This window comes from Afipia clevelandensis ATCC 49720, from assembly GCF_000336555.1.
Taxonomy (GTDB): Bacteria; Pseudomonadota; Alphaproteobacteria; order Rhizobiales; family Xanthobacteraceae; genus Afipia; species Afipia clevelandensis.
Genome location: NZ_KB375281.1, coordinates 1,480,880 through 1,501,309, shown reverse-complemented (window position 1 = coordinate 1,501,309; position 20,430 = coordinate 1,480,880). Strand labels below are relative to the sequence as shown.

The 20,430-nt window shown below is 62.5% G+C and carries 25 protein-coding genes; 15 read left to right on the top strand and 10 right to left on the bottom strand.

Annotated elements, in window-relative coordinates:
• The first annotated feature begins 13 nt into the window (after positions 1-13).
• From fliK to HMPREF9696_RS06935, 4 genes are all read left to right on the top strand, one after another.
• Entirely contained in the window at positions 14-1,609 is a 1,596-nt protein-coding gene (fliK, locus tag HMPREF9696_RS06950) for a flagellar hook-length control protein FliK (protein ID WP_002712261.1), read from the top strand.
• Positions 1,606-1,872 carry an EscU/YscU/HrcU family type III secretion system export apparatus switch protein gene (locus HMPREF9696_RS06945; protein ID WP_002712260.1) on the top strand — a complete coding sequence of 89 codons (267 nt, stop codon included), beginning with the start codon at positions 1,606-1,608 and terminating at the stop codon, positions 1,870-1,872. Before fliK ends, HMPREF9696_RS06945 begins: the two co-directional genes overlap by 4 nt.
• A 161-nt stretch (positions 1,873-2,033) precedes the next feature.
• Positions 2,034-2,867 (top strand): class D beta-lactamase, encoded by an 834-nt coding sequence (blaOXA, locus tag HMPREF9696_RS06940; protein ID WP_002712259.1) that lies wholly within the window; start codon positions 2,034-2,036, stop codon positions 2,865-2,867.
• A gap of 79 nt (positions 2,868-2,946) precedes the next feature.
• Positions 2,947-3,312, top strand: coding sequence for a nuclear transport factor 2 family protein (locus HMPREF9696_RS06935; RefSeq protein WP_002712258.1), 366 nt, complete (start codon positions 2,947-2,949; stop codon positions 3,310-3,312).
• 56 nt (positions 3,313-3,368) lie between these two features.
• On the opposite strand, the gene HMPREF9696_RS06930 is transcribed toward HMPREF9696_RS06935, so the two are convergent.
• Positions 3,369-3,665, bottom strand: a complete 297-nt coding sequence (locus tag HMPREF9696_RS06930) for a DUF3303 family protein (RefSeq protein ID WP_002712257.1) — start codon at positions 3,663-3,665, stop codon at positions 3,369-3,371.
• 46 nt (positions 3,666-3,711) lie between these two features.
• Complete coding sequence (locus tag HMPREF9696_RS06925) at positions 3,712-4,272, bottom strand: TetR/AcrR family transcriptional regulator (protein WP_002712256.1); 561 nt, start codon at positions 4,270-4,272, stop codon at positions 3,712-3,714.
• Positions 4,273-4,357: 85 nt separating this feature from the next.
• Here HMPREF9696_RS06925 and HMPREF9696_RS06920 point away from each other — a divergent pair, with 85 nt between their 5' ends.
• Positions 4,358-5,695 (top strand): alpha/beta hydrolase family protein, encoded by a 1,338-nt coding sequence (locus HMPREF9696_RS06920; RefSeq protein ID WP_002712255.1) that lies wholly within the window; start codon positions 4,358-4,360, stop codon positions 5,693-5,695.
• A gap of 23 nt (positions 5,696-5,718) precedes the next feature.
• Here the strand turns inward: HMPREF9696_RS06920 and HMPREF9696_RS06915 are convergent, their stop codons facing one another.
• Positions 5,719-6,129 (bottom strand): DUF4260 domain-containing protein, encoded by a 411-nt coding sequence (locus HMPREF9696_RS06915; RefSeq protein WP_002712254.1) that lies wholly within the window; start codon positions 6,127-6,129, stop codon positions 5,719-5,721.
• 178 nt (positions 6,130-6,307) lie between these two features.
• Between HMPREF9696_RS06915 and HMPREF9696_RS06910 the strand changes: the two genes are divergently transcribed.
• The 5 genes from HMPREF9696_RS06910 (at position 6,308) to HMPREF9696_RS06890 (ending at position 9,950) form a co-directional block, all read left to right on the top strand.
• Positions 6,308-7,840 (top strand): acyl-CoA carboxylase subunit beta, encoded by a 1,533-nt coding sequence (locus HMPREF9696_RS06910; RefSeq protein WP_002712253.1) that lies wholly within the window; start codon positions 6,308-6,310, stop codon positions 7,838-7,840.
• A gap of 114 nt (positions 7,841-7,954) precedes the next feature.
• Entirely contained in the window at positions 7,955-8,440 is a 486-nt protein-coding gene (locus HMPREF9696_RS06905) for a hypothetical protein (protein WP_157170007.1), read from the top strand.
• A 31-nt stretch (positions 8,441-8,471) separates the two neighbouring features.
• Positions 8,472-8,783 (top strand): hypothetical protein, encoded by a 312-nt coding sequence (locus HMPREF9696_RS06900; protein WP_002712251.1) that lies wholly within the window; start codon positions 8,472-8,474, stop codon positions 8,781-8,783.
• Between the two features lie 201 nt (positions 8,784-8,984).
• Positions 8,985-9,620 (top strand): trimeric intracellular cation channel family protein, encoded by a 636-nt coding sequence (locus HMPREF9696_RS06895; RefSeq protein ID WP_002712250.1) that lies wholly within the window; start codon positions 8,985-8,987, stop codon positions 9,618-9,620.
• Between the two features lie 114 nt (positions 9,621-9,734).
• Entirely contained in the window at positions 9,735-9,950 is a 216-nt protein-coding gene (locus tag HMPREF9696_RS06890; RefSeq protein ID WP_002712249.1) for a hypothetical protein, read from the top strand.
• Positions 9,951-9,956: 6 nt separating this feature from the next.
• Here HMPREF9696_RS06890 and HMPREF9696_RS06885 read toward each other — a convergent pair whose 3' ends face one another.
• Complete coding sequence (locus HMPREF9696_RS06885) at positions 9,957-10,433, bottom strand: hypothetical protein (RefSeq protein WP_040301869.1); 477 nt, start codon at positions 10,431-10,433, stop codon at positions 9,957-9,959.
• A 719-nt stretch (positions 10,434-11,152) separates the two neighbouring features.
• The gene (locus HMPREF9696_RS06880) at positions 11,153-11,413 is read right to left on the bottom strand and encodes a GCG_CRPN prefix-to-repeats domain-containing protein (protein WP_002712247.1); all 261 of its coding nucleotides are present in this window, start codon (positions 11,411-11,413) and stop codon (positions 11,153-11,155) included.
• A gap of 256 nt (positions 11,414-11,669) precedes the next feature.
• On the opposite strand from HMPREF9696_RS06880, the gene HMPREF9696_RS06875 reads away from it, so the two are divergent.
• A complete protein-coding gene (locus tag HMPREF9696_RS06875; RefSeq protein WP_002712246.1) occupies positions 11,670-12,020 on the top strand; it encodes a twin-arginine translocation signal domain-containing protein in 351 nt (116 codons plus the stop codon).
• 122 nt (positions 12,021-12,142) lie between these two features.
• A complete protein-coding gene (locus HMPREF9696_RS06870; protein ID WP_002712245.1) occupies positions 12,143-12,424 on the top strand; it encodes a hypothetical protein in 282 nt (93 codons plus the stop codon).
• A gap of 61 nt (positions 12,425-12,485) precedes the next feature.
• On the opposite strand, the gene HMPREF9696_RS06865 is transcribed toward HMPREF9696_RS06870, so the two are convergent.
• The 3 genes from HMPREF9696_RS06865 to HMPREF9696_RS06855 all read right to left on the bottom strand — a co-directional run bounded on the left by HMPREF9696_RS06865 (position 12,486) and on the right by HMPREF9696_RS06855 (position 14,409).
• Positions 12,486-12,749, bottom strand: coding sequence for a GCG_CRPN prefix-to-repeats domain-containing protein (locus tag HMPREF9696_RS06865; protein ID WP_002712244.1), 264 nt, complete (start codon positions 12,747-12,749; stop codon positions 12,486-12,488).
• 7 nt (positions 12,750-12,756) lie between these two features.
• Positions 12,757-13,623, bottom strand: a complete 867-nt coding sequence (locus HMPREF9696_RS06860; RefSeq protein ID WP_002712243.1) for a hypothetical protein — start codon at positions 13,621-13,623, stop codon at positions 12,757-12,759.
• Positions 13,624-13,719: 96 nt separating this feature from the next.
• On the bottom strand, positions 13,720-14,409 hold the full coding sequence (locus HMPREF9696_RS06855; RefSeq protein ID WP_051053221.1) for an ArsR/SmtB family transcription factor: 690 nt from the start codon (positions 14,407-14,409) through the stop codon (positions 13,720-13,722).
• Between the two features lie 66 nt (positions 14,410-14,475).
• Between HMPREF9696_RS06855 and HMPREF9696_RS06850 the strand changes: the two genes are divergently transcribed.
• Entirely contained in the window at positions 14,476-14,784 is a 309-nt protein-coding gene (locus HMPREF9696_RS06850) for an NIPSNAP family protein (protein WP_002712241.1), read from the top strand.
• Between the two features lie 101 nt (positions 14,785-14,885).
• Positions 14,886-15,713 (top strand): isocitrate lyase/PEP mutase family protein, encoded by an 828-nt coding sequence (locus tag HMPREF9696_RS06845; RefSeq protein WP_002712240.1) that lies wholly within the window; start codon positions 14,886-14,888, stop codon positions 15,711-15,713.
• A 60-nt stretch (positions 15,714-15,773) separates the two neighbouring features.
• On the opposite strand, the gene HMPREF9696_RS06840 is transcribed toward HMPREF9696_RS06845, so the two are convergent.
• Both HMPREF9696_RS06840 and HMPREF9696_RS06835 read right to left on the bottom strand, forming a co-directional pair.
• The gene (locus HMPREF9696_RS06840) at positions 15,774-16,178 is read right to left on the bottom strand and encodes a hypothetical protein (protein WP_002712239.1); all 405 of its coding nucleotides are present in this window, start codon (positions 16,176-16,178) and stop codon (positions 15,774-15,776) included.
• Positions 16,179-16,273: 95 nt separating this feature from the next.
• The gene (locus HMPREF9696_RS06835) at positions 16,274-16,510 is read right to left on the bottom strand and encodes a hypothetical protein (RefSeq protein ID WP_002712238.1); all 237 of its coding nucleotides are present in this window, start codon (positions 16,508-16,510) and stop codon (positions 16,274-16,276) included.
• Between the two features lie 375 nt (positions 16,511-16,885).
• Between HMPREF9696_RS06835 and HMPREF9696_RS06830 the strand changes: the two genes are divergently transcribed.
• Positions 16,886-20,377: an indolepyruvate ferredoxin oxidoreductase family protein gene (locus HMPREF9696_RS06830; protein WP_002712237.1), complete on the top strand. Its 3,492-nt coding sequence runs from the start codon at positions 16,886-16,888 to the stop codon at positions 20,375-20,377.
• Positions 20,378-20,430 lie beyond the last annotated feature (53 nt).

The following is a 20,430-nucleotide window of genomic DNA, read 5'->3' as shown; positions in this document are numbered from 1 at the left end:
GGATTTCCCCCGCATGTCGATTGCCATCAATCCCGTCTTTCCGGTTGTTGCCGCCCAGCCCACGGCGGCGGTTGCGTTGCAGCCGGGAACGGTGATCGACGCGACCGTACTAAAGCAGCTTGATGCCAATCTGGTGCGCATCGCGATTGCCAATCTCACCATTGAAGTTTTGTCCGAAGTGCCGTTGCAGCCGGGCCAGACCCTGCAGCTTGCGGTGTCGCAGACGCCGCAAGGCGTGCGGCTGCAGATCGTGCCGGGCGAGGGCGCGGCATCGTCTGCGGCGAATACGGCTGCGAAGACCGACACTGTCAGCGTGCCGAAAGCCGACGTTCCGGTGCAGGCGGCCGCCTCGGGCCGTGTGCTGACAAATCTCGAAGCGCTCGCGGTGTCGGCAGCGGTGCAGAGCGCCGCCACAAAGCAGGGCAGCCTGTCGCCGCTGTTCGCCAATCTCGGCGTTGCCGCATCCTCGCCACAGGTGCCGCAGACATTGCAGGAGGCCGCCGCGCAACTGCTGGCGCAGCGCACACCGCTGACCGAAAATCTCACCGGCGACGCGCTGAAGACCGCGTTCCAGAACTCCGGCCTTTTCCTCGAACAAAACCTTGCGTCATCGCAGGGTGCGAACGGCCCCGATCTGAAGGCCGCGCTGATCGTGTTCCGGCAAACCGTCTCATCGTGGCTCGGCAACATGCCTGCGCCGGAAATTACGGCGCAGCCGCCGCCGTTGAGCGTACCGCAAGCCGGCGCGCCGCCGCTCTCGCCCGGCATGGACGGCGATATTCTCCTGCCGCAAGCGGCCGCCCGCATCGCCGAAGACGCCGCAGAGTTCGATGGCAAGGTCCGCGTCTATGCGCCGAACGAGCCGCTACCGACGGCGGCCAACCGCGCGGCGGCTGCAAGCGCCGGACTGACCGCGTTGCAGGAAGTGCTGCAGGCGTTTCCGAAAGGCGTGCAGGACGAAGTCGCAAGGCTGCTCAATGCGGAGGGACAGGCGGGTGTCTCCCGGATGCCGGTGGACGGCGACGAGATTGCGCGCACCAACGTGCCGCCGCCGCCGTTTCGCGGCTCCGAGCCGAGCGCGCAGTCTGTCGCGCAGCCGTCGCTCGCGCCGGACGACGCGCCCGCAACCATGGCCCATCGCCTGATCGAGGACACCGACGCCGCGCTGGCGCGTCAGACGTTGCTGCAGGCCGCGTCATTGCCGGTGGATACGCCCGGCCTGCGCAACGATCCGATGGTGCCGCGCTGGAATTTCGAGATTCCGTTCGTGACGCCGCAGGGCACTGCCGTGGCGCAGTTCGAGATTGCGCGCGATGGTGCGGGCAGCGAGACGGAAGCGGCCGGCCGGGTCTGGCGCGCGCGCTTCTCGCTCGATGTCGAGCCGAGCGGCCCGGTGCATGCGCTGGTCTCATTGAGCAACGGACGCACATCGGTGCGGATGTGGGCCGAGCGGCCCGCAACCGCGGCGCAACTGCGCATCAACGCACCCCAACTGTCCCATGCGCTGCGCGAAGCCGCGCTTGAGCCCGGCGACATCGTGATCGGCGAGGGCACACCACCCAAAGCCGCGCCGCCGCCGGCCGGTCATTTTCTGGATCGCGCGCTGTGAGCATCGACACCAAAAGCCGCCTTGCCGTCGCCCTTCATTATGACAAGAAGGGTGCGCCGCGCGTTGTCGCCAAGGGCAAGGGCACGGTCGGCGAAAAGATCATCGAGATCGCCAGAGAGAACGACATTCCCATTCAGGAGAATGAAGTGCTCGCGGGCGCGCTCTCCAATGTCGAGCTTGGCGACGAGATTCCCGCCGAGCTTTACAAGGCGGTGGCGGAAGTTTTGATTTTCGTCATGCGCCTGACAGGGCGGCTGCGCTAGATTGAGTTATCGTCATTGCGAGCGAAGCGAAGCGAAGCAATCCACAGCTTGAAGCTGGATTGCTTCGTCGCTTTGCTCCTCGCAATAACGAAGGCTGGAACCGTCATCATTTCACCACGATGCGCCGCGCATTTAGTGCCGCCAAGTCGTATGAGATGATCATGATCAATCGCCGCCACGTCCTTTCGCTCGCCGCTGGTGCCGCTGTTATTCCCGTCCGCGCTTTCGCGGATGTCATTCCGCGTTACGAGGTCCGCAAAACCCTTCAGAAGCATTTCGCCGACGAAGGCACCGTCGGCGCCTTTGCCGCATTCCGTGCGGATGACCAGCATGTGATTGCCAGCGATCATTCCCGCGCGCGGGAGGCGATCCTTCCGGCGTCCACCTTCAAGATCCCCAACTCGGTCATCGCGCTGGAAACCGGCGTTGTCGCCGATCCGGACAAGGACGTGTTCAAGTGGGATGGCGTGACGCGCGAGATCAAGGAGTGGAACAAGGATCATACGCTGCGCTCGGCCATCGCCGTGTCCGCCGTTCCGGTCTATCAGCAGATCGCGCGGCGCATCGGCGTGGAGCGGATGCAGAAATATGTCGATGCATTCGACTACGGCAACCGCAACATCGGCGGCGGCATCGACAGGTTCTGGCTAACCGGCGACCTGCGCATCTCGCCGCTGGAGCAGATCGCATTCGTGGACAGGCTGCGCCGGCGCGCGCTGCCGGTGTCGAAGCGCGCACAGGATCTGACGGCGGACATCCTGCCGGTGACCAAAGCGCGCGACAGCGTCATCCGGGCCAAGACCGGTCTGATCGGGATCACCGACAAGAGCATGGCGGATCGCAAGGGCGTTGCGGTGGGCTGGCTGGTCGGCTGGGCCGAGAAGGGCAGCATGCAGACCGTGTTCGCGCTCAACCTCGATGTCACCGAGCCGAAGCATTCGGCGGCCCGGATGAAAATCGCTCAACTGTGCCTTGCGGACATGGGAGCCATTTGACGCGAGGTGTCCGGTTTCACGTTTGGCGGAAACCGGCTAGGCTTCCCTCAAGAAGCACAAAAGTTGAGGGAGCCGAAACATGTCATGGCGTGATCTTGCCACCCGTTACAATGCCGCCTGGAACGCGCACGACGTCGCGGCGATCATGGCGTTTCACGCCGACGACACCAGTTATCAGCGCCACGGCAATCCGAAGGTCTACAAGGGCAAGGACGCCGTCGCCGAGCAGTTCGGCAAGGACATTTCAGGATTGCCGGGCATCAAGTTCGAGGGTGTCGCGCTCTATGGCAGCGACAATCACTTCGTCTCGGAATCGATCCTCACCGCGACCAAGCCCGACGGCACACCCGTGGTGATGGAACTTGTCGATGTCATCACGCTGCGCGACGGCAAGGTGGTGCACAAGTCGAGCTACTTCGTCGCCAGCCGTCCGCCGAAAGTGTAACGCGCATTTCTTTTTACCTCTCCCTGCAAGCGGGGAGAGGTGGAGCAGTGCTCGGTCTAGTCCTTCGCCGCGATTTGCGCCGCCAGCACGGCCTTGGTGGCGGCGAGATCGACCAGCGGATAGGTGTCGAAGCGGGCGGGAATAATGTCCGCCCATTCGTTCAAAATTCGGTGCAGCACGTCGTTGCTCTCGACATCGAAGATCGCGACTGCACCGCGCCCGACGCGCGGATAGATGTGCTTGCAGATTCCCTGCGCCCGATACGTTTCCATCCACGGCCAGAAACCCTGCCGCACCTTGGCGACATCGGACGGGCGTTCGGGCCGCGGTTCGGAAATGACAAGAAACAGCATGGCCTGATCTTTCTGCGCGCGCCGGGATGTCGCGCTGTGTGAGTCTTTATCTGGCCAGCAGCCGTTCAACCAGAGCCTCGGCGAAGGCTTCATCGGCGGGCGAGCCGAACAGCGCGCGGACATAGAGCGGAGAAAGCAGATGATCCAGCACGTCGGCGACCGATGGCGTTTTCTCGCCGCGGTCGCGGGCGCGCGCCATCATGGTGGAGATTTGCTTGCTGCGCGGCGCCAGCACGGCAGAGCGTGCCGATTCATCGGTGCCCGCCGGCATCATGGTTGCGACCAGCGCACGGAAGAACGAGGAGCCTTCGCGGCTGGCGAGTCCTGAGGCGATCGAGCGGCCCCACGCGATCAGGTCGCCGCGCAGCGATCCGGTGTCCGGCAGGGGGCGTTCGCGCATCAGCTCTTCCACCGCCACTTCCAGCACCAGCAGGCGCACGTCGCCCCAGCGGCGGTAGAGGCTCGTGGCCGCGACCCCGGCGCGCTCTGCGATGTCGGCCATGGCGATATTGCCATATCCGCGCTCGGCGATCAGGGCGGCGACGGCCTCGAAAACCGCCTCCCTGGTTCGGGCGGTTCGTCCGCCGGGCCGGGTTTTCCCCGTCATGGGCTTTCCTTAATGCAAATTAATTTGCGTTAGTAGTTGTCTCATGCCATTCTACCGGCCGCCAATAAACAATTTGGAGGACGTCATGGATCGCAGGACACTTTTGGAACTTGGAGTTTCGCTCGCCACCGTGGCCACCAGCAGCTTTGCCGTGGCCCAGACCGCGCCACCGGCTGCCGGGGCCGCCCCGAAGCCGCCGGCCACCAAGCCGCCGCTGTTTCCGGACGACGTCCAGTTCTGGTTTGAGACCCAGCGGATTTTCGGAAATGCGGAGTATGGCGGCGCGCTGTTCGGCGAGGTTCTGGCAACGTCGTCCCGGATCAAGGCCGGGGACTACGATAGCTGGTACGACCAATGGAACGCGACCGCCGACAAGGTCGCGAAAGAGGGGGCCGATCAGCTCGCGTGCGGCCACCGCGTCAGCGCCCGCGATAGCTTCCTCCGCGCCAGCACCTATTACTTTGCGTCGGAGTTCTTCCTCCACGCCAACCCGAAGGACCCGCGGGTCATGCGCGCCTACAAGCTGTCGGTGGAGACCTACAAGCAGAGTGCGGCGCTGCACGACCAGCCGATCAAGCACGTCGAGATTCCCTACGAGAACACCACGCTGCCGGGCTATCTCCACCTCGTCGATGACTCGGGCCGTCCGCGCCCGACGCTGATCATGCACACCGGCTTCGACGGCTCGGTGGAAGAAATGCACTTCTCCGGCGCGCGCGCGGGTGTCGAGCGCGGCTACAACGTGCTGGCCTTCGACGGGCCGGGGCAATACGGGCCGCTGCATCGAGAGGGGCTGGTGTTCCGTCCGGACTGGGAGAAGGTCATCACGCCGGTGGTGGACTTCGCAATCAAGCAGCCGGGGGTCGATCCGAAGAAGATCGCCTATATGGGCATCAGCCTCGGCGGCGTGCTGGCGCCGCGCGCGGCGGCTTTCGAAAAGCGCATCGCGGCGCTGGTGGCCAACGACGGTCTTTATGACTACGGCGAGGTCCACAGGAACGCGGCCCGCGTTCCGCCGGAACAGCAGGCGGCGTTCGATGCCGCGCTGCGGGCGGAGCATGCGCCCGAGATCGACCGCGCGCTGGAAGGGGCGATGAAGGCGTCGCCGACCTCGCGCTGGGCCATCACCCACGGCATGTATGCCACCGGCGCCAAGACGCCGCGCGGCTATTTCGCCAAAGCGATCGACTTCAATGTGAAGGACGGCATCGCGGAGAAGATCAGTTGCCCGACGCTGGTGCTGGACCCGGAGGACGATCTGTTCTTCAAGGGCCAGCCGAAAAAGCTGTTCGATCACCTGACCTGCCGCAAGACCATGATCCACTTCTCGAACGCGGAAGGCGCCGGCGCGCATTGTCAGGTCGGCGCCAGCCGTCTGTCCAACGCCCGCATCTTCGACTGGCTGGATGAAACGCTGGCGTGATCTTTACGCGGGAAGGGCGCGGGCTATTGGCCTGCGTCCTTCCCGATCCGCCCGAGATGCGTGAATGAAAATCCCGCGTCGTATTTCAGGCCGTAGCCGAGCGCGCGGTCGAAGCCGATATGGGCGCACCAGATCAGCGACAGGTGCATCGCCAGCGCGGACGACGTGACCATGGCGAAGATGCCGAGCAGCATCGGCAGGATCGCGGCATGGGCGAAATTGTAGGCCGCCGCGCCCGTGCGCGGGCCGCCGAGGTAGCCGAGGAAGCTCAGGTCCGGCGCCAGCAGCAGGATGGCGAACATCCACCACGAGCCCTCGAAGTAGCTGTAGAAAACCATGCAGGCCACAGCCAGCGCCAGGCCCTCCAGACGCAGCAGGGTGCGCACCCCGCCGGTCGCGCCGCCTGTGGCGGATGTGGTCGTGGTGTCGGTCATGCCAGCGAATCCTCTTTGAGAACTGCCTTTTAGCACGCCGCGCAGGGCTGCCAGACCCGCCATTTTCGGGGCGGCCGGGCCATTTTCCCCCGCCCGAACAGCATGCTAGAACGCTGGCCAACGATCCATCACCGGCGGGCCGCCGCCGGTCCAAAACAAAGACCCTGGGGCGACATCCATGAAGCATATCCTCGAAGCACTCGACGAACGCCGCGCCGGAGCTAAGAAGGGCGGCGGCGACAAGCGCATCGAGGCGCAGCACGCGCGCGGCAAGCTGACAGCCCGCGAGCGCATCGAGCTGTTGCTGGACAAGGGTTCGTTCGAGGAATTCGACATGTTCGTCGAGCATCGTTCGGTCGAGTTCGGCATGGAAAAGAACAAGATCCCCGGCGACGGCGTGGTCACCGGCTGGGGCACCGTGAACGGCCGCAAGACGTTTGTCTTTGCCAAGGACTTCACCGTGTTCGGCGGCTCGCTGTCCGAGACCCACGCGCTGAAAATCACCAAGCTGCAGGACATGGCGCTGAAGGCGCGCGCGCCGATCATCGGCCTCTATGACGCGGGCGGCGCGCGCATTCAGGAAGGCGTGGCGGCGCTGGCCGGTTATTCCTACGTGTTCCGCCGCAATGTGCAGGCCTCCGGCGTCATCCCGCAGATCAGCGTCATCATGGGCCCTTGCGCGGGCGGCGACGTCTATTCGCCGGCGATGACCGACTTCATCTTCATGGTGAAGAACACCAGCTACATGTTCGTCACCGGCCCCGACGTGGTGAAGACCGTGACCAACGAGGTGGTCACGGCGGAAGAACTCGGCGGCGCCAGCGTGCACGCCACCAAATCCTCCATCGCGGATGGCGCATTCAACGACGATGTCGAGACCATCCTGCAGATGCGCCGGCTGCTGGACTTCCTGCCCAGCAACAACACCGCGGGCGTGCCGGAATGGCCGAGCTTCGATGACATCGAGCGCACGGAAGACTCGCTCGACACGCTGGTGCCGGAAAATCCGAACCAGCCTTATGACATCAAGGAACTGATCCTGAAAGTGGTGGACGAGGGCGATTTCTTTGAGCTCGCCGAAACCTTCGCGCGCAACATCGTCACCGGCTTCGGCCGCATCGCGGGCAAGACCGTGGGCTTTGTCGCCAACCAGCCGATGGTGCTGGCGGGCGTGCTCGACAGCGACGCCTCGCGCAAGGCGGCGCGCTTTGTCCGTTTCTGTGACGCCTTCAACATTCCGATCGTCACCTTCGTGGACGTGCCGGGTTTCCTGCCGGGCACTGCGCAGGAATACGGCGGGCTGATCAAGCACGGCGCGAAGCTGCTGTTCGCCTACAGCCAGTGCACGGTGCCGCTGGTGACGGTGATCACGCGCAAGGCCTATGGCGGCGCGTTCGACGTGATGGCCTCGAAGGAAATCGGCGCGGACATGAACTACGCCTGGCCGACGGCGCAGATCGCGGTGATGGGCGCGAAGGGCGCGGTGGAGATCATCTTCCGTCAGGACATTGGCGACGCGGAAAAGATCGCCGCGCGCACCAAGGAATACGAAGACCGCTTCCTGTCACCGTTCGTCGCCGCCGAGCGCGGCTATATCGACGACGTGATCATGCCGCACTCGACCCGCAAGCGCATCGCCCGCGCGCTGGCGATGCTTAAGGACAAGCACGTCGACGTGCCGATGAAGAAGCACGACAACATTCCGTTGTGAGGACTCACATCAATATTGGAATGCCGCAGCGCGACGGTTTCAATGGATTTTGAGCGAAACCGATATGGTCTTCTCGTGCCTCCTCAGACAACGAGTACTGCGGCTGGATTCTTGTTGAGCGTCATCGGACTGCTCATTCCAATTGTCGTAATGACTGGGTCAGATAGATTCGCGTTTCGATCGCATATCCTGCAAGAGACGCCGACCTTCAAAGTACTGCGCAATGTGGAGCTATTGTCCGACGCAAAGATTGCTGAATTTGAATTTCTTTTCGCTTTGCTAATCTTAGCTCAGATTGTTTTTTCGCTATTTTTCTTTAGGAAAACTGTACGCGAATTTTCGAAAGGGAGCCCGCCACCCGTTGAGCTGAGAGCTAGTTGGCGGAGATTGATGGTTGGTTTGCTAGCGGCTGGTATAATCGCAATAAGTTTGCCCTTGGTTTGGGGCTTTGCAGCGGAATCTTTCGGGTATTTATCTTCAAAGTTCTCATTTCTTACTCTTGCTGTTTTGTCCTTGGGGCCTTCGTTCTTGATCGAAGGCTTATTAGCCGGTTCTTTTCTGGTGTTTTCATCTTGCGTTTACTGGCGTGAAGTGCCGTAACTGCTGTTTGACAAATCAAGGCCGCGTGTTCATGCCTCACATCCTCGTTGTCCGCGCCACTGTCTCCGATGAATCCAAACGCGCTGCCTTCGATGCGTGGTATTCGCGCGAGCATTTGCCGGATGCGGTGAAGTCGTTCGGCTGCAAGCGTGCGTGGCGCTACTGGCTCGCCAACGATCCTGCCGTGCATCTGGCGATGTATGAATTCCCGGACCGGGCGTCGCTCGATGCCGCGGTCGGCGGGGAGGAGATGAAGCGGCTGATCCGCGACTTCGACCGCGACTGGCCCGAGGTGAAGCGCACGCGCGACATCATGGTCCAGGCGGAGAGCTGGCCCGCGTAATTCGCTTCGTCATGGTCTCGCATCTCTCAACCGGTCGTCCCCGCGCAGGCGGGGACCCAGTTTGCGGTTTGTCAGCGCCATGTGAGGTTTCTGTTTAAAGTCTCGATCCCCGCCTTCGCGGGGACGACCGGGAGCGTAGAGCGGCAGGCGTTTCGCTGTACCCGCCCTGCATCAGCAACCGATCTATGCTACGCCTCCCTCATGGAGCCCGCAGAATCGGTCCTTTTCATCTTCGGTCTGTTCGCCATGGTCGCCGAGGCCATGACGGCAGCGCTGGCCGCCGGGCGGCGCAAGATGGACTGGTTCGGCGTCGCGGTGCTTGGCTGCGTGACCGCGCTTGGCGGCGGCTCGTTGCGCGACATGCTGCTCGGGCATTATCCGCTGCTTTGGGTGAAACATCCCTCGCTTTTGTTTCTCACCGGCGGCGCCGCACTGCTCACCATCGCGCTGGCGCGGGTGGTGCATCGCCTGCATTATCTTTTTCTCGTGCTCGACGCCGTTGGTCTCGTGGTCTTCACCATCATCGGCTGCAGTGTCGCCATGAGCATGGGCCAGCCGCTGACCATTGTGGTGGTGGCGGGGATGATCACCGGATGCGCGGGGGGCGTGCTGCGCGATATTCTCTGCACGGAAATCCCGCTGCTGTTCCGAAGCGAGCTTTACGCCAGCGTGTCGCTGCTCACCGGCGCGATCTATGTCGCGTTCACGAATCTCGGCACCGAACATGTCGCGGTTGTGATCGGCTCGGTGGCGTTCGGACTGACATTTCGCCTGCTGGCGATCCGCTACAAATGGGAAATGCCCAAGTTTATCTATGAGCGGGAAGGGCCGCACTGAGGCTTGTCGGGATGGATCGGTCGCGCGGTCACAAACCGGTGTGGCGTTTTGTTCCAGGAAACTTTTGGGCAGACTGCGCGTTGTTGAGGCATGTCTCCGCGCAAGCCCCCACCCATGTCCGTTCAGCCCCTGTCCGACGGCAGTCACATGCCGCAGCAGATGATCTCGCGTGTCGCAAGCATCGGGCCGAAGCAGCCGACGCCTTATGACAAGGCGCTCTGCGCCAAGGCGCGCGACGAAGCGCTCCGCAAGCAGCGCGAGGCCATGAAAGTCCCGGCGCCGCTCATCGCGCCGAATATGCCGCGTGCCCGCGAGAAGCAGTCGCGATAAATTCGTTCAAGTTTTCCGCATTCGCGCCGTGGTTCCCGCCACGATCTGGATCACCACGCCCACAAGCCAGCCGATGGCGAGCAGGACGAGGACCGTCGTGGAGGTTTCCGCGTCGGTGACGATGGCATAGACCGAGATGAAAGCCACAATCGCGGCAAGAAAGGTTCCGGCCGAACTCAACAGTTCGACCGGATCAGTCGTGGGAGGGGCCTCGCTCGTCGACCCGTTGCGCAACAGATGCAGCCGGGCGTTGCGGTGAGGCGGCACGTCGATGCCGAGATAGAATCCGATCGCGCCGAGCACCATCAGCGCCAGACTCATGCCGACGGAACTCAATATTTCGATGCGGGCGTTGGAAACCTGCGCCGCCACGAACAGTCCGCACGATGCACCGGCCATCGAGAGGCCGAACCGCTCGATGACATGGGCGAATTTTGAAGTGCGGGATCGGAACGCGCGGTGGGCGATGATGCTGTCTGTCATCATGAACCAGCCATGGATTTGCAAGGGGCTGTGTTTAGGCGCGCATGCTGCGTTCCGGAAGATACCCATTCGATACCTGGGACTTGACATTTCAGCCAATATGGGAATATATTCCAGATGTCCTGCCCCGACGATGAGGGGCGTGTCGCGATCGTCACGAGACGCGGGGCGGGATGCGGTGGCCGCGTGCGGTGTTCGATCGCCGGATGCGCACGAAACTTCTGTCTCCGGACAGATCGTGCGCGGACAGCGATGACGACCACATTGTTCGCGGACGGCCCAAAGCGCGATATCCCGGCGCATCGCCTTGCGCCATGAGGCAGTGCCAAAGCTCTTTCCTCGTACAGAGGGAGAGCGGCGGCACGGAAGTCCTCTCCAGCGGTGGTGACCTCAGGGCCGGTCACCGGGGGTTTTCGCGCAGCAAGCCGTTCCAACCATTGCGTGCGGAACGCCGGATGAAGCGGCGTGACCGTGGTGACGAACTCGTGCGCTTGTTTTCATTGCGCATGAGGCTGCGGATGCGCTCGCGCATCCGGCGTTCCGCGCGCCCTCATTCGGGCGAAGCGATGAAACGATTACGGGCGCCCCCGCGCCGTCATAACAACAGGGGTGATCGCGCTTGGCCCCACAAAATGCGAAGCGGTTTTTGGATCAGGTCATGCGCAGATTGTACAAAAGAAAAACCCCGCCGAAGCGGGGTTTTTCAAGAAGCGGTGCGCTTACCACCAGGTGCGGCAGACGCGGCGGCCCGGACCCCAGTAGCGGCACTTGCGCACGACCGGCGGACGGACAACCACGACGCGGCCACGGTTGGCGCGGCAGCCGCCATAGGGACCGCGATGGAAGCCGGGGCCGCAGCCGCCTGCGACCTGGATCACGTCGACGGCGGGACCGGAGACAGGGCCTGCGGGCATGGCGTTGGCGGCGCTGAAACCGGCCGCGGTGGCTGCGAGAAGGGCTGCTGCGAACAAGGTTTTCATGGGTATCCTTCCTTAGGTCAAAATTGACATCGCGATCTGTTCCTGACCGGCCGGGGCTGACCGGAGGATGGAATCAGTCGCCGGCACGGGGCCGACGCCGGGACACTATTCTCTCGATTATTGACACAAGATGAACCGATTGTGACCGCTCTGCGCGAAAACACGGCAGGCAGGAACCTGCGCGGCGGGGTTCAGTTTCCATTCATGCACGCTGCGGAATTGTTCGCTCAAGAGACAGCAGATCGGAGGACGCCTGATGGATCGCCGTGGTTTTCTCAAGTTCGCATTCGGTGTCGCCGCCGCGGGCGCTGCCACCATCGCCGCGGCAAAAGCCGCACCGCTTGCGCCGAACGCCATCACCGGCACACCGCTCGAGCCGGATCAGATTCCGCAGAACGCCATCGCCAATGACGACGATCTGAAGGACGCACAGCTCGAACAGGTGCGTTGGCGCAGGCGGCGCTGGCGCCGCCGCTGGGGATGGCGCCGCCGCAGATACTGGGGCTTCCGACGCCGCCGTCACTGGCGCCGCCGCAGGTATTGGGGATGGCGCCGCCGGCCGATTTACCGCCGCCGCTACTGGCGCCGCCGCCGCTATTATCTTTGATGAGCGACGCATCCGTTCTGCGTGCGACAATTCGCACGCAGCATGGAACGATCTGGCTTCATTCAGCGTTCATCACGCTTGCGGGACAGTGGTGCCGTGAACCGACACAAGGAGAACAGTCGATGGAACGTCGTGATTTTCTCAAGTTCGCGTTTGGCGTCGCCGCAGGCGCAGGTGCGATCGCCGCGGCTGCGACGGCCGCGAGCGCAGCGCCGATGCTGTCCCCGCAGCAGGATTTGATGAATGGCCCGAAGCCCGAGCCGGATGCGTCGGCAAGGCCCGCTGTCGCCGATCAGGATGATGTCGCGAACGCGCATGCTGAGAATGTGCATTGGCGCCGCCGTCATTACCGGCGCCACTGGCGCCGCCATCACCGCCGTCACTGGCATCGCCGCCGCTGGTGAGCATTGAACTGAACGAGCCCCGGCGTTCGCGCCGGGGTTTCGTTTTGCGGGTGCGCTCAGTTCAGTCCCGGCGGCACTTGCCGGCGAGGTTGCGGCGATAGCCGAGCGGGCACTTGCGCGCGAACAGCCGCATCAGGCGTGGCCCTTTCGGTTCGGGTCGGCAGATTCCGCTGGAGAGCCGGTGAAAGCCGATACCGCAGCCGTCCTTGATCGCGACGATGTCGCTGTTGATAGGGAGGGGTGACGGTGCCAGCGGCGCGGCCTGCAAGGCTCCGGCGCAGAGCACCGGAGCAACAAGCGCAATCGCTGCGAGCGCCGCCTTCATCGCCGGCTCAGAGCTTCGGCGCGTTGCCGAGTGGCGTTTTGTTGAGGGCTTCGTTCTTCTCGGCGGCGAAGGCATCAGCGTCGATCTTCGCCGCGCTGACGATCCGCTTGAAGTCGATCAGCGTGAATTCGGCCTTGCTGACGCGGTCGGCAGTGATGCCGGGCGAGATTTCGACCGTCAACAGGCCCTCGCAATTGGCGGCCTTGGCCTCGGTGACCAGCTTGTCGAGGGTTTTCTCCAGCGCCTGTGCGCGCTTCAGCTCCGCAACGCAGCTTCCGCGTCCGTTGGAATCGTTGAGCGCGACGGCAGCTTTCGGATTGATCGGCGCGTTGAGCGCTTCCAAGGCGCTGGCAGGGGTGTACTTTTGCTTCACCGACATCAGCTTGCCGCCCTTGTAGAAATAATACATGCGGCCATCGCCGATCGCGGTCGGTGCGCCATACTTTCCGGTGATACGTTCGATCATCTCGGCTTTGGATGGCTGTTTGTCGGAGGAAAAGCCGAGAACGCGCGAAATGTAATAGGCGCGGTTGCTGCTCGCCGGCGAAGAGAATACCGCCAGCATCGATTCACCCGGATGGGTGCTGGTCGGAGAGAGGGTGAACTTCATCGCGGTGACGTAGGTCACGTTGGTGCCGCCGAACTTCTGCTGCGCGGTCTCCGGTTTCACGCCAGGCAGATCCTTCAGATAAGCCTCGAAGATCGGCGCGGCCTTGCTGCCCTCGGTGGCGCTGGACAAGCCGACGATGTCCGGCTGGAGCTTTCCGGAGAATGCAGTTTCGGGAGACTTCGGCTTGATTTCGTACGCCCATCCGGCCGCCGGAACGGTAACCGAGGACAGTGCGACAAATGCGATTAACCCACTGCGAAACATGGAACACCCTGTCAGAAATTCGGGACATCAAAAGCGCAAAAAGCGCGGCGAATTACGCCAATTTTTGCGCGACTCTGTCAACTGCGGATTGTTGCATTAATCGTTCGGAGCGCCGAACAGGGCGTTAAAGCGGGCAGTGCCCTTCGGAGAAAAGGTCACGACGCGGTTGCCTTTTTCGCGCTTCGCCCAGTTGAGCTCATAGAAGCGCGACAGCATCGCCGCGCCGAGCGATCCGGCCAGATGGCTGCGCCGGACACTCCAGTCGAGACAGGTCTTGCACAAGGGCCGTCGCGTTCCGCCAAGCGCGGGAAGGTCGATGCCGAGATCGGCGATAAACCGCTCGCCCCGCGGCGTGAGCGAAACGCTTCCTTTTTGCTCCCGCAGGAGCTTGTTCCCGGTCATCGCATCCAGCATCCGGACACCGAGATCCCCGGCGAGATGATCGTAGCAGACGCGGGCGCGGCGCAGGCCGGGATCGGCCGGGCCTGTGCGGACCCGCAGGTGACCGGCACGGGCGGCAAGGCCCATCAGTCCTTCCAGCACGGCCGCGACGTCGGGACCCGACAACCGGAAATAGCGGTGACGGCCCTGTTTCTCCGGAACGACGAGATGTCCGGCTTCCAGCTTGGCGAGATGGGAACTCGCCGTCTGTGCCGTGATGCCCGCTTCCTGCGCAAGTTCGGTGGCGGTGAGGGCGCGTCCGCTCATCAGCGCGGTCAGCATGTTGGAGCGTGCGGGATCGCCGACAAGCGAAGCGATCATGGCCATATCCGGTCCTGCTTTCATACTTCGATCCTAGTCGAAGCATTCCTGGCGGGCAACGGTCTAGTCTTCCTCGAACAGGAGAGGCTCATGACCATCACCGTCTTCATCCGCTATCAGCTTGATCCGTTCAAGCGGCATCTCTTTGAGGCCTACGCGCAGCGCTGGCTTACCATCATTCCGAAATGCGGTGGCGATCTGCTCGGCTACTGGATGCCGCATGAGGGGACCGACAACATCGCATTCGGGCTGATCTCGTTTCCCAGTCTGGCGGATTACGAAGCCTATCGCGCCCGGCTCAAGTCGGATGACGAGGGCGTCGCGAATTTCAATTTCGCGCAAGAGCACAGGTTCATCCTCTCCGAGGAGCGAACCTTTCTTCGTCAGGTACGGGGCTGACATGAAGCTACGCCGATTGATTTCACACGCCGCCGACGGCATTGTCCGCTTCGGCGAATGACAATCATCACGAATGACAACAATTGTCCCGGGAGGACAGGATGCCGGCTTCAGTCACGCAAAAGCGCGCGGAATTCCGGAAGCTCCATGAAAGCGGTTGCTTTGTGCTGCCAAATCCCTGGGATGTGGGCAGCGCACGGCTGCTCACCAGCATGGGATTCAAGGCGCTGGCATCGACGAGTTCGGGATTTGCCTGGTCGACCGGAAGGCCAGACAACGATCTGCCGGTTGAGCAGGTGCTTGATCATCTCAAGATTCTCAACGATGCAACCGATCTGCCGCTTAATGCCGACTTCGAGGCGGGTTTCGCGGACGATCCGGCCGACGTCGCAGCGAATGTCACGCGGGGCGTGGCATCCGGCGTCGCAGGATTGTCGATAGAGGATTCTACGGGCGATGCAAAGCAGCCGCTCTACGAAATGAAGCTGGCCGTGGAGCGCATGCGCGCGGCGCGCGCTGCGATCGACGCGACGAAGCAGGACGTCCTGCTGGTCGGGCGTTGCGAGAGTTTTCTTGTTGGAATCCCCGATCTGCATGACACCATCGCCCGCCTGACGGCCTATGCGGAGGCGGGCGCGGATTGCCTTTATGCGCCGGGAATCAAAAGCAAGGAACACATCGTTGCTATCGTGAAAGCCGTGGCGCCGAAGCCGGTCAACTTGCTGATGGGCGCGCCCGGCCTGTCAGTTGCGGAGATCGCCGATCTTGGCGTTCGCCGGATCAGTGTCGGGGGTGCGATGGCACGCGCCGCGTGGGGTGCGTTTCTGCGCGTGTCACGCGATATTGCGCAGAACGGTTCGTTCGCCGAATTCGGCTCCGCCATTTCATATGCCGAGATCAACGGCATGTTCGGTGGAGACCCATTCTAGCCGCCAAGAAAAGCGGCGGGCATTGCTGCCCGCCGCTGACATTCATTCAGTTCGCTTCGTTCAGTTGCTGGACGGCGCGGCCGGAGCGGGATTCTGCGGTGCCGCCGGCACAGGTGTATTCGCGGCTGGCGGAGGGGCAGGCTGCACGGGTTTCATTGCCGAGCCGGTGGTCTGGCCGGCCGGGGCGCGAGGCGCCTGGGCCGTCGGCGAAGGTGCAACAGGCGTCGTCTGCGCCGTTGGCGTCGTCTCCGGCGACGTGCTGGAATTGTTCAATCCGTAAAACACCACGCCGAGAATGGCGACAAGCGCGATGGCGAACAGTGCGATACGTCCGCCGCTCGCAGGCCCTTCTGCCAGCTCCGGATCTGCCTGCAACTCGTTATCCAACTGTTCGGACCGGCGACGATGTGCTTCATCACCCGTCGCGGTGGCATATGGATCGTTCGGGTTACGCTCGATTGCCATGGTCGTGTTCTCCAGTGGTTGATCTCTCGGGACAATCTCTGGATCGCTTACATGTTCCAGATGGCCGCTTTCACCGGCAGGGAACACGCCGCGCGCTACTTCGCTCCGGAACCTGTTGTCTGGTTCGCGGTCCAGGCAGGCGCGCTGATGGACTCGTGCGGCACCGGATTCATCCGCGCAAGAATGATCGCGAACAGGACAAGCAGCGCGATACCGATCAGCGCTTTGACAGGCTTGCCTTGCTGGTTCTTGAAGTCGTTGAGACCGGCGGGCTTGTCATGGACGCCCGTCTTGTTGTCGGCAGACCGGTCGTTTTCCGACATAACGGTCATGTTTTCATCCTCCTTTGCCTCGCACCCGTTGAATTCGGGTTGTGATCAGGCATTTGGCAACGGTTCTGCGGCGCGAACCGTTCCTGCGGAGCGTTGCAACCGGAGCGGGTCAGCATTGCGGGTTATGCCATCGCACTGCAGCGAACGTTCTGCCGCAGGAGAGGCCGAAACAGAATGGTAATGTCCTTTCAGCGGCGGGCTTCGCAGCGACACAAGAGGTCCGGCCCGGCTGAAAAGCGATGCGAAAATTGCTTTTCAGAACAAAGGTCTGATGAATGCGATTTATGATGCGCTGGAAACCAAAAGCGACATAGACTGGTTCTAATCAGACTCGTGGCGCTGCCAGAAACCGCCCGGCAAAGAGGCAACGGAAATATGGGAATCAATCAAGGTCCGATCAGTCTCGATCAGAAATACACGCAAAGCTCGGGACATGTTTTCCTGACCGGCATTCAGGCACTGGTCCGGCTGCCGATGGCGCAGGTGAGGCGAGATCGGGCGATGGGATTGAACACCGCCGCCTTTGTCACCGGATATCGCGGATCGCCGCTTGGCGGTTACGATCAGCAGCTTCACGCCGCGCGCAAGCACCTCGAACAGTACAACGTCAAATTCCAGCCAGGTGTCAACGAAGACCTTGCGGCCACCGCGATCTGGGGTTCGCAGCAGCTCAATCTGTCGCCGGGCGCGAAGTTCGATGGCATCACCGGCATCTGGTACGGCAAGGGCCCCGGCGTCGATCGCTGCGGCGACGTGTTTCGTCACGGCAATGCGGCCGGCTCGGCGAAGAACGGCGGCGTGCTGTGTCTGGCGGGCGACGATCACGGTGCGAAGTCATCGACCGTGCCGCACCAGTCGGACCATGCTTTCATCTCGGCGCTGATGCCGTATCTCTATCCATCGAGCATCCACGAGATGATCGAGATGGGTCTGCTCGGCATTGCGATGTCGCGCTACTCCGGCTGCTGGGTCGGCATGAAGGTCATCACCGAGACGGTGGAGACCACCGCCGAGATCAATCTGAACGACGAGATGACGCCGTTCATCATTCCGACGGATTTCGAGATGCCGCCGGGCGGTCTCAATCTGCGCTGGCCCGATGACCGCTATGCGCAGGACAAACGCCTACAGGACTACAAGGGCTTTGCGGCAATCGCCTTCGCGCGCGCCAACAAGATCAATCGCGTGACCATGGATTCGCCGAACGCGCGTTATGGCATCATGGCGTCCGGCAAGAGCTACGAGGATATCCGCCAGGCGCTGCGCGAACTCGGCATTACGCCCGAGGTCGCCGCCAAGATCGGCCTGCGGCTTTACAAGATCGGCATGCCGTGGCCGCTCGAGCCGGAAGGCGTGCGGCAGTTCGCCGTCGGCCTCGAGGAAATCTTCATCATCGAAGAGCGCCGCGAGATCGTCGAAAATCAGGTCAAGCAGGAGTTGTTCAACTGGCGTGACGATGTGCGTCCGCGCATCGTTGGCAAGATGGACAACCACGACAAGCGTTTCCTGCCGTTCGCGGAGGAATTGAGTGTCGCGTCGCTGGCGAGTTCGCTGACCGAGCGGCTGCTGCAACTCGATCTCAATCCCGAAATCGTGGCAATGCTGCGTGCCAAGGCTGACTGGTTCAACGGCCGGCAGGCGACGCAGGTGCAGGCCGTCGCGCCGGTGACGCGCACGCCGTATTTCTGCTCGGGCTGTCCGCACAACACATCGACCAAGGTGCCGGAAGGCAGCCGTGCGATGGCCGGTATCGGCTGTCACTTTATGTCGCTGTGGATGGACCGCAACACCGAGACCTATACCCACATGGGCGCCGAGGGCGTGCCGTGGGTGGGTATCGCGCCGTTCACCAACGAAAAGCACATCTTCGCCAATCTCGGCGACGGCACATATTTCCATTCCGGCAGTCTGGCGATCCGGCAATCAGTCGCCTCGAAAGCCAACATCACCTACAAGATTCTTTATAACGACGCCGTCGCGATGACCGGCGGCCAAAAGCATGACGGCGACCTCTCGCCGCAGCAGATCACCTTCCAGCTTCACAGCGAGGGCATTCGCGAAATCTGGCTGGTGTCGGAAAATCCGGACGCCTATCCGGCCAGCACCATTGCGCCGGGCACCAAGCTGGCGCATCGCGACGAACTCGACAAGGTGATGCGCACGGTGCGCGAAGTGCCGGGTTGCTCGGCAATCGTGTTCGTGCAGACCTGTGCCGCCGAAAAGCGCCGCCGCCGTAAGCGCGGCCTGATGGAAGACCCCAACAAGCGCGTCTTCATCAATTCCGCGGTGTGTGAAGGCTGCGGCGACTGCTCGGTACAGTCGAACTGCATTTCGGTCGAGCCGCTGGAAACCGAGCTGGGGCGCAAGCGCACCATCAACCAGTCGAGCTGCAACAAGGACTATTCCTGCGTGAAGGGCTTCTGTCCGTCCTTCGTCACCGTTGAGGGCGGCACGCTACGCAAACGTGCCCCCGTCGCGCTCGACGATCTCGGCGAACTGCCCGAACCCGCCAGCGTGCCGTCGCTGGAGCGTCCTTACAACATCGCCGTCGGCGGCGTCGGCGGCACCGGCGTTTTGACCATCGGCGCGCTGCTCGGCATGGCCGCGCATATCGAAGGCAAGGCGAGCATGATCCTCGACATGTCGGGCCTTGCGCAGAAGGGCGGCGCAGTTCTCAGCCATGTGCGGCTGTCGCAGAACACCGCCGACGTCACCTGTTCGCGCATCGTGACCGGTACGGCCGATCTGCTTATCGCGGCTGACGAGGTCGTGGCGGTCGCCAAGGAAACGATCACCCTTGCTGAGTCATCGCGCACGCACGGCATCATCAACACGCATCTGATCCCGATCGCGGACTTCATCATGAACCGCGACTTCGATTTCAAGCGCGGCAAGGTCAACCTTGTGCTGGAGAACGCGCTGCGCAAGGATTCCGCATTCCTCGATTTCACCAAGCCGGCGGAGACGCTGCTCGGCGACTCCATCGCCACCAACATGATGATGATGGGCTATGCCTATCAGAAGGGGCTGCTGCCGGTCGGCGCAAAAGCCATCGAGCAGGCGATCGAACTCAACGCCGTATCCATCAAGATGAACACACAGGCGTTCCGGCTGGGCCGCCTCGCGGCGCACGATCCGGCAAAGCTGGCGTCGATGATGAAGGGCGATGAGCCTGAGCTACCGAAGACCCTCGACGAGATGTCGCTTGATGAGGTGATCGCTCACCGCACGAAGCTGCTGACCGATTACCAGAACGCAGCCTACGCCGCGCGCTACCGCGCTCTGGTCGAGCAGGTTCGCAAGGTCGCGTTCGATGGCGGTTATGGCGAAGCGTTGCCCCGCGCGGCGGCGATCAATTACGCCAAGCTGCTGGCCTACAAGGACGAGTACGAGGTCGCGCGGCTTTATTCCGGCGAAACCTTTACGGAGAATCTCGGCAAGCAGTTCGAAGGCAACTACAAGATCAGCTTCAACCTCGCGCCGCCGATCCTCAACAGCGGCCTCGATGCCTCGGGCCGCCCGAAGAAGCGGGTGTTCGGTGCGTGGATGATGCCGGTGTTCCGGACCATGGCGAAATTCCGCTTCCTGCGTGGCACGATGCTCGATCCCTTCGGCTACAGCGAGGACCGCAAGCTCGAGCGTAACCTGATCAAGGGCTACGAGCAGGATGTGGAGACGGCGATCAAGCTCTTGTCGCCGAAGACCCACGATATCGCGGTGGAACTGCTGTCGCTGCCGGATCAGATCCGGGGCTATGGACCTGTGAAGGAAGCCTCGGTCGCAAAAGCGAAGGCGAGATACGAACAGCTTGCCAAGGACATTGTCAATCCGCCGCCGCTGGTCGCGCCTCGCATCGCAGCAGAATAGAACGCTCGTTCGCACGGCGAAATTCAAGATGCTTGCCAAGCGCCGCTTGGCGG

Coding starts and splice junctions, on each gene's coding strand:
- fliK (WP_002712261.1), top strand. CDS start 14: ATGTCGATTGCCATCAATCCCGTCTTTCCGGTTGTTGCCGCCCAGCCC.
- blaOXA (WP_002712259.1), top strand. CDS start 2,034: ATGATCAATCGCCGCCACGTCCTTTCGCTCGCCGCTGGTGCCGCTGTT.
- HMPREF9696_RS06935 (WP_002712258.1), top strand. CDS start 2,947: ATGTCATGGCGTGATCTTGCCACCCGTTACAATGCCGCCTGGAACGCG.
- HMPREF9696_RS06930 (WP_002712257.1), bottom strand. CDS start 3,665: ATGCTGTTTCTTGTCATTTCCGAACCGCGGCCCGAACGCCCGTCCGAT.
- HMPREF9696_RS06925 (WP_002712256.1), bottom strand. CDS start 4,272: ATGACGGGGAAAACCCGGCCCGGCGGACGAACCGCCCGAACCAGGGAG.
- HMPREF9696_RS06920 (WP_002712255.1), top strand. CDS start 4,358: ATGGATCGCAGGACACTTTTGGAACTTGGAGTTTCGCTCGCCACCGTG.
- HMPREF9696_RS06915 (WP_002712254.1), bottom strand. CDS start 6,129: ATGACCGACACCACGACCACATCCGCCACAGGCGGCGCGACCGGCGGG.
- HMPREF9696_RS06910 (WP_002712253.1), top strand. CDS start 6,308: ATGAAGCATATCCTCGAAGCACTCGACGAACGCCGCGCCGGAGCTAAG.
- HMPREF9696_RS06900 (WP_002712251.1), top strand. CDS start 8,472: ATGCCTCACATCCTCGTTGTCCGCGCCACTGTCTCCGATGAATCCAAA.
- HMPREF9696_RS06895 (WP_002712250.1), top strand. CDS start 8,985: ATGGAGCCCGCAGAATCGGTCCTTTTCATCTTCGGTCTGTTCGCCATG.
- HMPREF9696_RS06890 (WP_002712249.1), top strand. CDS start 9,735: ATGTCCGTTCAGCCCCTGTCCGACGGCAGTCACATGCCGCAGCAGATG.
- HMPREF9696_RS06885 (WP_040301869.1), bottom strand. CDS start 10,433: ATGACAGACAGCATCATCGCCCACCGCGCGTTCCGATCCCGCACTTCA.
- HMPREF9696_RS06880 (WP_002712247.1), bottom strand. CDS start 11,413: ATGAAAACCTTGTTCGCAGCAGCCCTTCTCGCAGCCACCGCGGCCGGT.
- HMPREF9696_RS06875 (WP_002712246.1), top strand. CDS start 11,670: ATGGATCGCCGTGGTTTTCTCAAGTTCGCATTCGGTGTCGCCGCCGCG.
- HMPREF9696_RS06870 (WP_002712245.1), top strand. CDS start 12,143: ATGGAACGTCGTGATTTTCTCAAGTTCGCGTTTGGCGTCGCCGCAGGC.
- HMPREF9696_RS06865 (WP_002712244.1), bottom strand. CDS start 12,749: ATGAAGGCGGCGCTCGCAGCGATTGCGCTTGTTGCTCCGGTGCTCTGC.
- HMPREF9696_RS06860 (WP_002712243.1), bottom strand. CDS start 13,623: ATGTTTCGCAGTGGGTTAATCGCATTTGTCGCACTGTCCTCGGTTACC.
- HMPREF9696_RS06855 (WP_051053221.1), bottom strand. CDS start 14,409: ATGAAAGCAGGACCGGATATGGCCATGATCGCTTCGCTTGTCGGCGAT.
- HMPREF9696_RS06850 (WP_002712241.1), top strand. CDS start 14,476: ATGACCATCACCGTCTTCATCCGCTATCAGCTTGATCCGTTCAAGCGG.
- HMPREF9696_RS06845 (WP_002712240.1), top strand. CDS start 14,886: ATGCCGGCTTCAGTCACGCAAAAGCGCGCGGAATTCCGGAAGCTCCAT.
- HMPREF9696_RS06840 (WP_002712239.1), bottom strand. CDS start 16,178: ATGGCAATCGAGCGTAACCCGAACGATCCATATGCCACCGCGACGGGT.
- HMPREF9696_RS06835 (WP_002712238.1), bottom strand. CDS start 16,510: ATGACCGTTATGTCGGAAAACGACCGGTCTGCCGACAACAAGACGGGC.
- HMPREF9696_RS06830 (WP_002712237.1), top strand. CDS start 16,886: ATGGGAATCAATCAAGGTCCGATCAGTCTCGATCAGAAATACACGCAA.